We start from the raw sequence: 14,403 nt of genomic DNA on the forward strand, positions 1-14,403 counted from the left end.
TAAAAAAGCACCTCCAACATCATATTGTTAGAGGTGCTTTGCACGGTTCCACTCTTTTTTTAATAAGCTGATTCCTCAATCACGTAGTAATACAACTTATACTGACTCATTTACATTATTTAATTCTTCAAACTAAAGGTGCATTCAACAATGTTTGTGTTGTGCTCACAGCGACCGCACACTCTCTTGACACATACCATTGCATACTAATCCTTTAGCCAATTCACATATTATAATAATTGGTAAATTGTAATTTTTCAAGTGTTATATGTTTATGCCTTTTTATTCAAACTATGCATTAAACGTATTTTTTCAAACGGTTCAACACTTTGTCCTTACCTAAAACTTCAATTGTATTTGGCAGCTCTGGTCCATGCATTTGTCCAGTTACAGCTACACGTATCGGCATAAACAATTGTTTACCTTTAATACCTGTTTCTTTTTGAACTTCTTTAATTGTTTTTTTAATTTCAGCAGCTTCAAAAGATTCTAAAGCTTCTAATTTGCCATATAAATGGTGCATGAGTTCAGGTACTTGTTCACCATCAATAACTTCTTGCTCATCTTCACCTAATGTTTGTTCATCTCTGAAGAAAATTTCAGATAACGGAACAATTTCTCCAGCATAACTCATTTCTTTCTGATAAAGTGCAATAAGTTTACGACCCCATGCCTTATCTTCTTCAGAAGGATTTTCAGGTAATAATTCCGCTTTAACTAAATGTGGAAAAGCAAGTTCAAACACTGTTTCAGTATCTTTTTGCTTCATATATTGGTTGTTAATCCAAGCTAATTTTTGTTTATCAAAAAATGCAGGTGATTTAGATAAACGTTTTTCGTCAAAGATTTTGATAAATTCTTCTTTAGAATAGATTTCATCTTCACCTTCAGGAGACCAACCTAACAACGTAATAAAGTTAAATAATGCCTCAGGTAAGTAGCCTAAATCTCTATACTGCTCAATAAATTGAAGTATTTGGCCATCACGTTTACTTAATTTTTTGCGTTCTTCATTTACAATCAATGACATATGCGCAAATCTTGGTGGCTCCCAACCAAATGTGTCATAAATCATTAACTGTTTTGGTGTGTTAGAAATATGGTCGTCACCACGTATAACATCTGAAATTTCCATGTAATGATCATCAACAGCTACGGCAAAATTATATGTTGGTATACCGTCTTTTTTGACAATCACCCAATCTCCCATATTGTTTGAGTCAAATGAAATTTCACCTTTAACCATATCATCGAATTTATAAGTTGTATCTTTTGGAACGCGAAAACGAATAGATGGTTTACGCCCTTCTGCTTCAAATTGTTGGCGTTCTTCTTCAGTTAAATGTGCATGTTTACCGCCATAACGTGGCATTTCACCACGCGCAATTTGTTGTTCACGTTCTGCTTCTAACTCTTCTTCTGTCATATAACATTTATATGCTTTATCTTCATCTAATAATTGTTGGATAAGTGGATTATATATTTCAGCGCGTTCTGACTGACGGTAAGGACCATAACCTTTATCCTTATCTACTGATTCGTCCCAATCAATGCCTAACCATTTTAGGTTATCGAATTGTGATGATTCTCCGTCTTCTAAATTACGTTTGCTATCCGTATCTTCTATACGTATTACAAAATCTCCATCATAATGTTTGGCAAATAAATAGTTAAATAATGCAGTTCTTGCATTACCAATATGCAAATAGCCTGTTGGACTTGGCGCATATCTAACTCTTACACGATTACTCATTATGTTCACTCCTGTTTAAAATTTTTACGATTTAATTTTATTTTTTCATCTTAACTGTGTTTTCCCATAAAATAAACAACGCTTATGTCAACACGACTCCAATGAAGTTCATATTAAAAAATAAGGTTTCAGCATTTAAAGTATATTGCTTGTTCGCTTACTTATAATATCATAGCTCATCATTTTTTAAAGCATTACTATATTAAAATCAAACATTTCTTTGTTTTTAAATTCAACAGTATAACTCTAAGCATAGTAATACAATTTCGCTATCTATTGTAGCACTTTAAAGCTGATTATGATATTACCGCGCTTAAATTTAATTGTTTATATAAGAATTCTTTTACATCTTCTCTATTTAGTGTTTTACGCTAAAAAAGGTTTCATGTGAAACTGTAACTGTTGTTGATACACTTCACATGAAACCTTCACTTCAATTTCAATATATTTTTTTCGCAAAAATAATGCGTCCTGAAGATGTTTGTAATAAACTGACGACTTCTAAATCAACGTGCTCACCAATATGTTTTTTAGCATTATCTACGACAACCATGGTACCATCCTCTAAGTAACCCACTGCTTGTCCGGCTTCTTTGCCCATCTTAGTTAACAATAAGTTAAGTCGATCGCCTTGGTGAACCGTTGGCTTAATGGCTTCTGATAAATCATTGACATTAAGTACTTGAATCCCCTGTATATGACAAACTTTATTTAAATTAAAATCTGTAGTAATAATTTGAGGTCTATAATGGAGCGCTAGTTTAATTAACATTGCATCTATATCACTGTGTGATTTTGTAGGTTGTATAATACGTGTAGGGTGTTGTGCATCATGTAATGCATTTAGCATATCTAAGCCTCTTTGCCCTTTTTCTCTCTTCACACTATCATTCGCATCTGCAATGACTTGCAGTTCATTAATAACACCTTGCGGAATTAGGATTTCTCCATCTACAAAACCACATTCTAAAACATCTAAAATACGTCCATCTATAATTGCACTCGTATCAATCACTTTTGGCATCGCATTACGTGTGTTCATAGCCATAGAACGCGTCATGTTTTCTGGCAAAAACAAAAGCATTTCATCGCGTTTACGTAAACCAAATTGAAAACCTAAATATCCCAATATGATTGTAACAATGATTGGTACAAAATGATTTAACACATTGTTGCCAATAATTTGGAAAATAAATGATATCATTACAGAAATAAGCAACCCTATAATGAGTCCAATTGTAGCAAACAATATTTCTATCGCACTTTGACGCATAATCATTTGTTCTAGATCTTTCATTGCTAAAGTTACCTTTTTAATAAACCATCCAAAGATTACAAAAAATAGTATAATCCCTAATAGCCCATTGAAATAATTATTTGTAAGTAGCATGAAATGACTCAAACCAGCATCTGCAATAATTTCTGGAATAAGATACACGCCTAAACTTGCACCCAATATAATATAGCACAAGATTACAATGAGTCTTATCATGTTCAAATGCTAACACTCCTTTCGCATGAAAGCTATTTTGATTACATGAGCCATGTAATCATTTAAATATATGTTGTTGGTTAATGTTTGGTTAAAGCATATTTTAATGCTTCGTGCACATTTGTCACACCAATGACTTTGATATTGCTAGGAAATTCCCAGCCCCCAATATTAGATTCAGGAATAATAATGCGTTTAAAACCTAGTTTTTCCGCTTCTTGTACACGTTGTTCAATGCGTGAAACACGTCTCACTTCTCCGGTTAAACCAACCTCACCAATAAAACAATCTAACCCGTCTACAGTTAAATCTTTAAAACTTGAGGCTGTAGCAACAATGATTCCTAAATCGACAGCAGGTTCTGTTAATCTTACGCCACCAGCTACTTTAATATAAGCATCTTGTTGTTGCAGTAAATAATTCTCTTTTTTCTCTAATACAGCCATCAACAAACTCAAACGATTGTGATCTATTCCTGTAGCCATACGTCTAGGGTTATTAAAGGTTGTTGGCGTTACTAAGGCTTGAACTTCAATTAATAACGGTCTTGTACCTTCCATAGTAGACACGATTGTCGAACCTGGAACATTTGTAGAACGTTCTTCTAAAAACATTTCTGAAGGGTTTTTAACACCTTTCAATCCACTCTGTTTCATTTCAAAAATACCCATTTCATTCGTAGAGCCAAAACGGTTTTTCACTGCTCTTAAAATACGATATGCATGATGTTCATCACCTTCAAAATAAAGTACCGTATCTACCATATGTTCTAACAGACGAGGCCCTGCAATCTGACCTTCTTTCGTTACATGACCAACAATAAAAGTGGCAATATTTAGTTGTTTAGCTATATTCATCAAGCTTTGTGTACTCTCCCTCACCTGAGAAACCGAACCGGGTGCAGAACTGATTTCAGGGTGAAAAATGGTCTGTATAGAATCTACAACAAGTAAATCAGGCTTCAATTGTTTAACTGTCTCATGTATCACTTCTAAATCTGTTTCTGCAAATACATTTAAATTACTTGAGTCTTCATCTAATCGATCCGCTCTTAATTTTGTTTGGTTTAATGATTCTTCACCAGTTATATATAAAACATTTTTATCTTGTGATAATGCAGCACATATTTGTAATAATAGTGTTGATTTACCGATACCTGGATCACCACCAATTAATACAAGCGAACCATTTACAATCCCGCCACCAAGTACTCGATTAAATTCTGCTGAATTCGTTTTAATACGTGGTGTTGTCTCATGCTTAATATCATTTAACTTCTGTACTTTGGCAGTATTTTCGCGACTACGCACACCATGTTTCGGGCTTGTCGTTTTCTGTTCTATTATTTCTTCCATTTGATTCCATCCACCACAGTTAGGACATTTCCCCATCCATTTAGGCGACTGGTAACCACACGCCATACATTCAAAAACCACTTTCTTTTTGGCCAAAACCGCACCTCCATCTTTCTTGAACAAATCTATTTTATACCTATGTTTATGTAAAAACAAATTTTATTTACAAATGATTTATTTTGATATTTTATATGCTAAATAAATAGCTTTATATTGTAATATACAAATGAATATATTGCAAAAACCTATTTTTTTAAAATAACACTGTTATGTCTATAGCACCATCAAAAAGATATACTTTCATGATAGCCAAACTAGATACAAGTTAATATCATATTTCTTCATCATACTGTATCACATTTACTTAATAAAAAAAGCGTTTCTCAAGCTACATATAAACACTTGAGAAACGCTTTAGCACTATTACCTATATCTATCTAATTTTATGATTCAGAAGTTTCTTTTTTATCTTCTGTTCTATCCTTAATATCATATTTATATTCTTTACCATCATGATCAATATAGACATTTTTACCTTCGATTTGGTTGCCATCTAAGATTAACTCACTCAAGTTATCTTCAATTGTTTTTTGAATTTCTCGAATCAGTGGTCTAGCACCATATTCCGGATCATAACCTTCTTCAGCGATGCGTTCTTTAGCTGCATCAGACACGATAATGTCGATATCTTGTTCTGATAAACGATCTGTAAGTTTATTTACCATCATCGTCACAATTTCTTTCAATTCATCTTGAGAAAGTTTGTGGAATACAATAATGTCATCTACACGGTTTAAGAATTCTGGACGGAAAGCATTTTTCAATTCTTTCATCATTGTCTTACGGATTGATTCATAATCTTGTCCTTCAGATGCGCCACCAAATCCTGCAAAGCGCTGATCTTGTAATTCTTGGGCACCAACGTTAGATGTCATAATAATCACAGTATTACGGAAGTCTACTTGACGACCTTTTGTATCTGTTAGATGTCCATCATCTAATACTTGTAACAAGATATTAAACACATCAGGGTGCGCTTTTTCGATTTCATCAAATAATATAACTGAATATGGTTTACGTCTTACTTTTTCAGTTAATTGACCGCCATCATCATGACCAACATAGCCTGGAGGCGCTCCTACTAAACGGCTGACAGCATGTTTTTCCATGAACTCACTCATGTCTACACGAATCATTGCATCATCTTCACCAAACATTGTTTCTGCTAATGCACGTGCTAATTCTGTTTTACCGACACCTGTAGGACCTAAGAATATAAAGCTACCAATTGGTCTCTTAGGATCTTTCAATCCAGCTCTTGCACGTCTTACTGCTTTACTGATTGATGTCACTGCTTCTTTTTGACCAATAACACGTTTATGCAACGTATCTTCCAAGTTAAGTAAGCGATCAGATTCTGTTTCATTGATTTTTGTTAGTGGAATACCAGTCCAACCAGCAATCACTTCACCAATATCATCTTCAGATAAAGATGTATTCGCACCGTTTTGGCTATTTTTCCAATTATTATTCGCTTCTCCGTATTGTTTTTCTAATTTAGTTTGTTTATCACGTAAATTAGCTGCATTTTCAAATTCTTGTGCATGTACAGCTGCATCTTTTTCATTTTTCACTTGTTCAATTTCTTGTTCCAACTCTTTTAAGTTTGGTGGTGTAGTATGACTTTTTAGTCTTACTTTTGAACTTGCTTCATCAATTAAGTCGATAGCTTTATCTGGTAAGAAACGATCAGACACATAGCGATGACTTAATTTCGCTGCTGATTCTAAAGCTTCATCAGAGATGTTAATGCGATGATGTGCTTCATAACGATCACGTAAACCTTTTAAGATTTCAATTGTATCTTCAACAGTTGGTTCATTTACTTGAACAGGTTGGAAACGACGTTCTAACGCTGCATCTTTTTCAATGTTTTTACGATATTCATCTAGTGTAGTCGCACCGATACATTGTAGTTCACCACGTGCCAATGCTGGTTTTAAGATATTTGATGCATCGATAGCACCTTCTGCACCACCAGCACCTACTAATGTGTGTAGCTCATCAATGAAAAGAATGACGTTGCCTGCTTGGTGAATTTCTTCCATAACTTTTTTTAGACGTTCTTCAAATTCACCACGATATTTCGTACCTGCAACGACTGTTCCCATATCTAATGACATCACACGTTTACCTTTAAGTGTTTCAGGCACTTCATTGTTAACAATTGCAAGTGCTAAACCTTCAGCAATTGCTGTTTTACCGACACCTGGTTCCCCGATTAATACTGGGTTGTTCTTAGTACGTCTACTTAATACTTCAATCACACGCGTGATTTCTTTATCTCTGCCAATGACAGGATCTAGTGTGCCATCATTAGCAATTACTGTTAAATCACGTGCAAGACTATCTAACGTTGGCGTATTATTAGATTTATTTGCCTGTGCATTTTTATTACTCATTTCAGGACTTCCTAAAGCTTTCACTACTTGAGCACGTGCTTTAGTAATGTTTAAGTCTAAATTAGCAAAAACACGTGCAGCCACGCCTTCATTTTCTCTAATTAAGCCAAGTAATATATGCTCTGTGCCGACGAAGTTATGGTGTAATTTTCTTGCTTCATCCATTGATAACTCAATAACTTTTTTAGCACGAGGTGTGTAATGTAACGCACCCATTTGTTCTTGACCGTGGCCAATTAATTTTTCAACTTCTGTTACTACTTTTTCTTCAGTAATATCAAAAGATTCTAACACTTTTGCTGCAATACCTTCTGGTTCTTTCATTAAACCTAAAAGTAAATGTTCTGTTCCTATATTTGAATGATTTAAGCGAATGGCTTCTTCTTGAGCATGTGCCAATACACGTTGTGCACGTTCTGTCAGTCTACCAAATAACATAGCATGACCTCCTAATTTATATGTTCTCTTAATATATCTGCTCTTTTTTCGTTAACTGTTCTATCATCTTCATCATCTAATAAGAATGGCGATTGAATTGCAACCATCAACTCATTAAATTTGAAGTCTTCTAAATCAATATAGTCTAAGTCTATACCTAATTTTACTTCACTTAATCTAAATGATGCTTCTTCCATAGATATTAGTCTACTATATTTTAGGATACCTAACGAACGATATACTCTATCTAAAGTTTCAATTTTATTATGCTTGCTTAGTCGTTCGCGAATTTGCATCTCTTCATTAATAATTTGTTGTACTACTTCAGTTAAACTTTCAATAATTTCTTCCTCTGTTTTTCCAAGCGTCAGTTGATTGGAAATTTGATAAATGTGACCGTATACTTGAGAACCTTCACCATAGATACCTCTTATTGTGAAACCAAAACGATTTATCGTTTGAGCGATTCTATTCATCCGCTTCATAATCGTAAGTCCAGGCAAATGTAACATTACACTTGCTCTCATACCCGTACCAATATTCGTCGGACATGTAGTTAAATAACCAAGTGTTTCATCAAAGCTCACATCTAATTCACTGTCTAGTGTGTCATCCAATGCGGAAGCTCTTTCGTATAATGTTTGTAATGATAAATCATTACCCATGGCTTGAATTCGTATATGATCTTCTTCATTAACCATAATGCTTAAAGATTCATCTTCATTTAAAAGTACTGCAGCAGCAGGTCTCTTTATTAACTCGGGACTTATAAGATGTTTCGCTACAAGTTTATATTTGCTCTGCTGATCCATCGTGTCTAATCTCTGTATAAACATGTTAGGAAGCGCATCTTGAACTTCATTTATCACTCTATTACCATCTTGTTCTGATGCAAACATCAAAGGGTGTACATGATTTTCTAAATTTCTGGCCAAACGCAATCTCGAAGACATTACGATTGGACTTTCTGCTTCGTCTCTCATCCACTCACTAATGTGAGTGCTGATATCATTTTTACTCATCATGCTTCACCTCGCTGTCTTCTTTCAATGCTTTAATTTCATCCCTAACAACTGCAGCTTCTTCAAAATTTTGTTCTTCAATCAACTGATTTAAATAAGATGTTTTCTCTTCTATTTGTTTTTTTAAAGCTAACTTTCTATGTGAAGAACGCGGTGTTTTTCCAGTGTGTTCGATTTGACCACCTTGTACACGTCGTACAATATCGACAATGTCATCTTTAAAAGTTGCATAGCAGTCTGCACAACCAAATTTACCAACATGCGCAATATCTTTTAATGTCATTTGACAAGTAGGACATCTCTTCTCTTCTTTAAATGCAATTTCATCGAAATCAATACCGTGTTTCGCTGCTAAATGTTGTAATATTTGTTTTACAACAAACGCACCTTCAATGTCATCTTGTGACTGCATTTGTTGGTTTTGGGTCCACGGGTTACCGCCTTGTGCGCATGTAGCACAAACCCATTTTTCATGTACACCGTCTTGTCCTTTAACTGCTAACTTTACTTCTGCTTCATTTAAATGACAATTTTCGCACAGCACGACTAAACACCTCTCTTAATTTCTTTAATAATAATTTATTACATGTAATATTCGTTTCACTATATTAGCACGTATAATATCTCTTGATAATACATCCATTTTCAAAGTTTCTCTATCGATTACAGCATAAATCATTTTTGCTTCGCGTTCACTAATATAAGCTTTATCTAACAGACCGTCTATGATGTAATATGCTTGCTGTTGTGAAATAGATGGTCCGATGAGTTGAAGTAAATGATTAATGTAACCTGTTTCGTCTTTGTTTTCAATTTTAGTGATTCGAATATAACCACCGCCACCTCTTTTACTTTCTATTTCATAACCATGTTCATTCGTAAAACGTGTTTTAATCACATAGTTTAGTTGAGAAGGCACACAGTCAAATCGCTGTGCAATATTGGCACGTTGAATTTCAACAACGTCTTCATTGGTGTCTTCAAATAATTTTTTAATGTACTGTTCTATGATGTCGGACATGTTATGCATGATTATCACCTCTTTTGACCTTCTTTGACTATATTATATGACCAACTTTGACCTTTTTCAACCAATATGTTTTAAATTTTTTCGTTTTTAGATGTAAGTAAGCGCTTGTTTATTGTATTATAGGAATTAAGAAAAATTTTAAAGGGATGAATTATTATGCATATTATTATCGGTTTAATTGGTATTGCTGTGTTTCTTGGGTTAGCTTTCCTCTTTAGTTCTGACAGAAAAAATATTCGTTGGCAATACATCGGCTTATTACTCGTAATACAACTTGTATTTGCGTTTATATTATTAAAAACAAAATTTGGTATTACAGTCATTGGTGGCATTTCAGATGGCTTTAATTATTTATTAGCTAAAGCTGCTGAGGGTGTCAATTTTGTATTTGGTGGATTTGAATTTGTAGATCCTGAAAATCCCCCATTCTTCTTCAATGTATTATTACCAATCGTTTTTATTTCAGCATTAATTGGTATCTTACAATACACAAAAATATTGCCGTTCATTATTAATTATTTAGGTTTAGCTATTTCTAAAGTAAACGGTATGGGCCGTTTAGAATCATATAATGCAGTGGCAGCAGCAATTTTGGGACAATCTGAAGTTTTCATTTCGCTCAAAAAAGAATTAGCACTTATACCTAAACAACGTCTTTATACATTAACTGCTTCCGCGATGTCTACAGTATCGGCTTCTATTATAGGTGCTTATTTCACTTTAATTGAACCCAGATATGTAGTTACAGCTGTAGTATTAAACTTATTTGGTGGGTTTATCATTGCCTCTATTATCAATCCATATAAAGTAGATGCAAAAGAAGATAAATTAATTGTTGAAGAAAGTGAAACAGAAAAACAATCCTTCTTCGAAATGTTAGGGGAATATATTTTAGATGGGTTTAAAGTTGCTGTAATTGTGGGTGCGATGCTTATCGGTTATATAGCAATTATCGCTTTATTAAACGGTGTTGTGAGTGCAATTTTCACTGGAATTTCTGGTGGAAGTATTACATGGGATTTCCAAACTTTGATTGGATTTATATTTGCACCATTAGCGTTTTTAATTGGAGTACCTTGGGACGATGCTGTTCAAGCTGGCTCGATTATGGCAACAAAATTACTATCTAATGAATTTGTTGCTATGCAAAGTTTAAATGAAGTTAAAAATATCAGTGACCACGCTAAAGGTGTAATCTCTGTATTTGTAGTTTCTTTTGCTAACTTTAGTTCTATTGGTATTATATCCGGCGCAATCAAATCACTTAACAACGAAAAAGGTGACATGGTAGCACGCTTTGGTTTGAAACTATTATTTGGTGCAACACTTGTATCATTTATTTCTGCAGCAATCGCAGGCTTCTTTATCTAACTAAATTGACAAAAAGAAAAAACAGGTCAATCCATTTTGGAGTTGACCTGTTTTTAATTGCGCTACATTAAACTTTCTCAATTGTTGTAGCTGCTACAATATGTTCAATGAAATATTGGGTTACGCGATAATCTTCTGTTAATTCTGGATGGAAAGATACACCTAAATAACGGCCTTCTTGAACTGCTACAATTTTCTCACTAACTGTGCTCAATATCGTAGCATTGCCATGTACTTCTACAATATGTGGTGCTCTGATAAACACACCTTCTATATCTTCTGCTATACCAGTAATATTTAAATGACTTTCAAAACTATCTACTTGTCTTCCAAACGAATTTCGTTGAACTGTAATGTCTAATTTATTAAGATATCCTTCTTCTCCAACAATATCCTTCGCCATAACTATAAGACCTGCGCAAGTTCCGAACATAGGTAATTCAGATTGTTGTAATGCTTCTTTAAACCCATATAAATTCATTAAACGGCGTAACGTTGTCGATTCACCACCTGGAAGTATAAGCCCATCAATTTCGTCTAATTGTTCTACATGTTTAATGGCAATACCTTCGTGGCCACTTAATTCAATATGCTTCAAATGTTCTCTCACGGCACCTTGTAAAGCTAAAACACCTATTTTCATATTACCAACCACGCTCTTGCATACGTTCTTCTAATGATAAATCATTAATGTCTAAACCTTTCATTGCTGTTCCTAACTCTTTCGCTAATCTACCAATCAATTCATAATCTTGATAATGTGTCGTAGCCTGTACAATTGCTTTTGCAAATTTTTCAGGATCTTCTGATTTAAAAATACCAGAACCAACAAATACGCCATCTGCACCTAATTCCATCATCAAAGCAGCATCTTGTGGTGTTGCTACACCACCCGCTGCAAAATTCACAACTGGCAACTTGCCATTTTCTTTAATTGATTTTAATACATCAAAAGGTGCGCCTATATTTTTAGCTTCCGTCATAATTTCATCATCATTCATTACTGTTATACGGCTTACTTCAGCATTAACTTGTCTAATATGTCTGACAGCTTCAACAATATTACCAGTACCAGGTTCACCTTTTGTACGTAACATTGCCGCTCCTTCGCCTATACGACGTGCTGCTTCACCTAAATTACGACAGCCACAAACAAATGGTACTGTAAAAGTATCTTTGCGTAAGTGGAACTCTTCATCAGCAGGCGTTAAAACTTCTGATTCATCAATATAGTCAACACCCATTGCTTCTAGTACACGTGCTTCTGTTATATGACCAATACGTCCTTTTGCCATTACAGGTATAGAAACAGCATTCATTACTTCTTCAACGATTTTAGGGTTGGCCATTCTAGCAACGCCACCAGCCGCTCTAATATCTGAAGGAACACGTTCTAATGCCATTACAGCAACTGCTCCTGCCTCTTCTGCAATCTTCGCTTGTTCAGCATTGACAACGTCCATAATAACACCGCCTTTTTGCATTTCAGCCATTCCTCTTTTAATTCTTTCTGATCCAGTAAATTTAGACATTTTATTTACCCCTTTACTTAGTTGATTAAATTCATTTTAAAAGATAAACTGGTATTTAAAAAGGTACACTTTTGGAATTATTTAGGAGGTCAGTTTATTGTCTAAAAATCATCTTTATATCAATTTATACGAAAATTTAAAACAACAAATCATTGAAGGACAATATGAGTCTGAAGATAAATTTCCATCTAAACGTGTGTTAGGACAACATTTATCTGTGAGTAACACAACAATAGAACATGCATATCAGCTACTACTAGATGAAGGATATATATATTCTAAACCACGTTCGGGGTATTTTGTTTCAGATATAGAAACGCTTCCTATTGTCACAAGAAACCCAGATCAATTTTATGCACAAAATCACTCGAAAAATAATCATGATGCAGTACAGTCAAACCATTCATTAGCATTTAATTTATCTGAAATTGATGCTGAATATTTTCCTATGAAACAATTTAGAAAATACGCAAAAGATGCCTTTGAAGATGAAGAAATTGATTTACTACAACATGCTAATTTAAAGGGAGAAATATCATTAAGACAAGAAATTGCGCATTACTTATTTAATAGCCGTGGCGTTAACTGTCGACCTGAACAAATTATTATTGGCTCTTCAACAGAGCAGCTTATAAACCTTTTAACTGACATTTTAAATGATGGGCGATTCTTAATAGAAAATCCTAGCTATCCACCTATTAAGCAAGTATTAGATAAAAAACAAATTGCTTATCTTCAAGTACCAGTAAATAGTACAGGAATAGAAATAGATTGTTTTCAGAAATCAAATAATAATATCGCATATGTCACGCCATCACACCAATTTCCAACAGGTTATGTCATGAGTTTAAAAAAAAGAACCCAACTTATCACTTGGGCACAACAAAGCCCTGATAGATATATCATTGAAGATGATTATGATTCTGAATTTCGCTACTTTGGCAAACCCATTCCAGCTTTGCAAAGCCTTGATACTAAAGACAAAGTAATATATATTAGTACCTTTTCCAAATCTTTATTTCCTAGTTGTCGAATTGCATATTTAGTTTTACCAAATACTTTACTATCAAAATATGACAAACTAGAAAACAAAGAAGGAAATACAGTACCTGCGCATACACAAAAAATAGTTTCACACTTTATGAAATCAGGTAGTTTTGAAAGACATCTCAATAAAATGAGAAATGTATATCGTCATAAATTAACAACAATTTTAAATGCATTAGCTCCCTATCAATCACAATTAACAATAGATGGTGCTTTAGCGGGTATGCACTTTACGCTCACTGTCAAAAATCGTTTGACTATGGAACAATGCTTAGAACGTGCAAAGGCAAATGATTTAAAAATAATTCCCTTTAACAAATATGATAGTGATCAAATCACAGTTAAATTTATACTAGGCTTTGGTGGCATCCCGATATCACAACTCAAAGCACATACAGACGCACTTATCAAATCATTAACGGTCTAGTTTGAATTTCTTTGCTAGATTTACTAATAGTTAAAATTTCAGAATAATTAAGTACCACTCTCAATTGATTGAGCTAGTGGTACTTATGCATGCGTATTAACTCATGTTTCAGCACTTTGAACTGGAAGTTAAGCTCCTTTTTGGTAAAAAAAAGAGACCCTTTCGGGTCTTAATTGCCTGGCAACGTCCTACTCTTGCGGAACGTAAGTCGGCTACCTTCGGCGCTAAGGACCTTTCCTGACTTCAGACAAGCGCTCGCATCTTTCCTCAGTTTCTCGCTTTCCTCACTCACTTACCACTTGTAAGCTCGTTTCGTTTTTCGCTCACTTCGTCAGCTTCAAACGCTTTCTTTTGTCAGTTTGCAGTTCTTCGAACTGGAAGTTAAGCTCCTTTTTGGTAAAAAAAAGAGACCCTTTCGGGTCTTAATTGCCTGGCAACGTCCTACTCTTGCGGAACGTAAGTCCGACTACCATC

General features: G+C 34.4%; 11 protein-coding genes. 2 read left to right on the forward strand and 9 right to left on the reverse strand.

Translation table 11 applies throughout. The features are described from left to right. Nucleotides 1-298: 298 nt before the first annotated feature. From gltX to CD032_RS04590, 7 genes are all read right to left on the reverse strand, one after another. Nucleotides 299-1,753 carry a glutamate--tRNA ligase gene (gene gltX, locus CD032_RS04560; protein ID WP_103211222.1) on the reverse strand — a complete coding sequence of 485 codons (1,455 nt, stop codon included), beginning with the start codon at nucleotides 1,751-1,753 and terminating at the stop codon, nucleotides 299-301. A gap of 439 nt (nucleotides 1,754-2,192) precedes the next feature. Then, nucleotides 2,193-3,251, reverse strand: a complete 1,059-nt coding sequence (locus CD032_RS04565) for a PIN/TRAM domain-containing protein (protein WP_103211223.1) — start codon at nucleotides 3,249-3,251, stop codon at nucleotides 2,193-2,195. Nucleotides 3,252-3,325: 74 nt separating this feature from the next. Further along, nucleotides 3,326-4,696, reverse strand: a complete 1,371-nt coding sequence (gene radA, locus CD032_RS04570; RefSeq protein ID WP_019468584.1) for a DNA repair protein RadA — start codon at nucleotides 4,694-4,696, stop codon at nucleotides 3,326-3,328. Between the two features lie 347 nt (nucleotides 4,697-5,043). After that, nucleotides 5,044-7,500, reverse strand: a complete 2,457-nt coding sequence (locus CD032_RS04575) for an ATP-dependent Clp protease ATP-binding subunit (RefSeq protein WP_103211224.1) — start codon at nucleotides 7,498-7,500, stop codon at nucleotides 5,044-5,046. 11 nt (nucleotides 7,501-7,511) lie between these two features. Then, a complete protein-coding gene (locus tag CD032_RS04580) occupies nucleotides 7,512-8,522 on the reverse strand; it encodes a protein arginine kinase (protein ID WP_019468586.1) in 1,011 nt (336 codons plus the stop codon). After that, entirely contained in the window at nucleotides 8,515-9,066 is a 552-nt protein-coding gene (locus tag CD032_RS04585; protein WP_019468587.1) for a UvrB/UvrC motif-containing protein, read from the reverse strand. Before CD032_RS04585 ends, CD032_RS04580 begins: the two co-directional genes overlap by 8 nt. A gap of 24 nt (nucleotides 9,067-9,090) precedes the next feature. After that, nucleotides 9,091-9,552 (reverse strand): CtsR family transcriptional regulator, encoded by a 462-nt coding sequence (locus CD032_RS04590; protein WP_019468588.1) that lies wholly within the window; start codon nucleotides 9,550-9,552, stop codon nucleotides 9,091-9,093. 156 nt (nucleotides 9,553-9,708) lie between these two features. Between CD032_RS04590 and CD032_RS04595 the strand changes: the two genes are divergently transcribed. Beyond that, a complete protein-coding gene (locus CD032_RS04595; protein ID WP_019468589.1) occupies nucleotides 9,709-10,923 on the forward strand; it encodes a NupC/NupG family nucleoside CNT transporter in 1,215 nt (404 codons plus the stop codon). 67 nt (nucleotides 10,924-10,990) lie between these two features. Here the strand turns inward: CD032_RS04595 and pdxT are convergent, their stop codons facing one another. Both pdxT and pdxS read right to left on the reverse strand, forming a co-directional pair. Beyond that, entirely contained in the window at nucleotides 10,991-11,566 is a 576-nt protein-coding gene (pdxT, locus tag CD032_RS04600; RefSeq protein WP_019468590.1) for a pyridoxal 5'-phosphate synthase glutaminase subunit PdxT, read from the reverse strand. A 1-nt stretch (nucleotide 11,567) separates the two neighbouring features. Then, a complete protein-coding gene (gene pdxS, locus CD032_RS04605) occupies nucleotides 11,568-12,455 on the reverse strand; it encodes a pyridoxal 5'-phosphate synthase lyase subunit PdxS (protein WP_103211225.1) in 888 nt (295 codons plus the stop codon). 97 nt (nucleotides 12,456-12,552) lie between these two features. On the opposite strand from pdxS, the gene pdxR reads away from it, so the two are divergent. Beyond that, the gene (pdxR, locus tag CD032_RS04610) at nucleotides 12,553-13,929 is read left to right on the forward strand and encodes a MocR-like pyridoxine biosynthesis transcription factor PdxR (RefSeq protein WP_019468592.1); all 1,377 of its coding nucleotides are present in this window, start codon (nucleotides 12,553-12,555) and stop codon (nucleotides 13,927-13,929) included. Nucleotides 13,930-14,403: the final 474 nt, after the last annotated feature.

This window comes from Staphylococcus cohnii subsp. cohnii (assembly GCF_002902365.1).
Lineage (GTDB): Bacteria > Bacillota > Bacilli > Staphylococcales > Staphylococcaceae > Staphylococcus > Staphylococcus cohnii.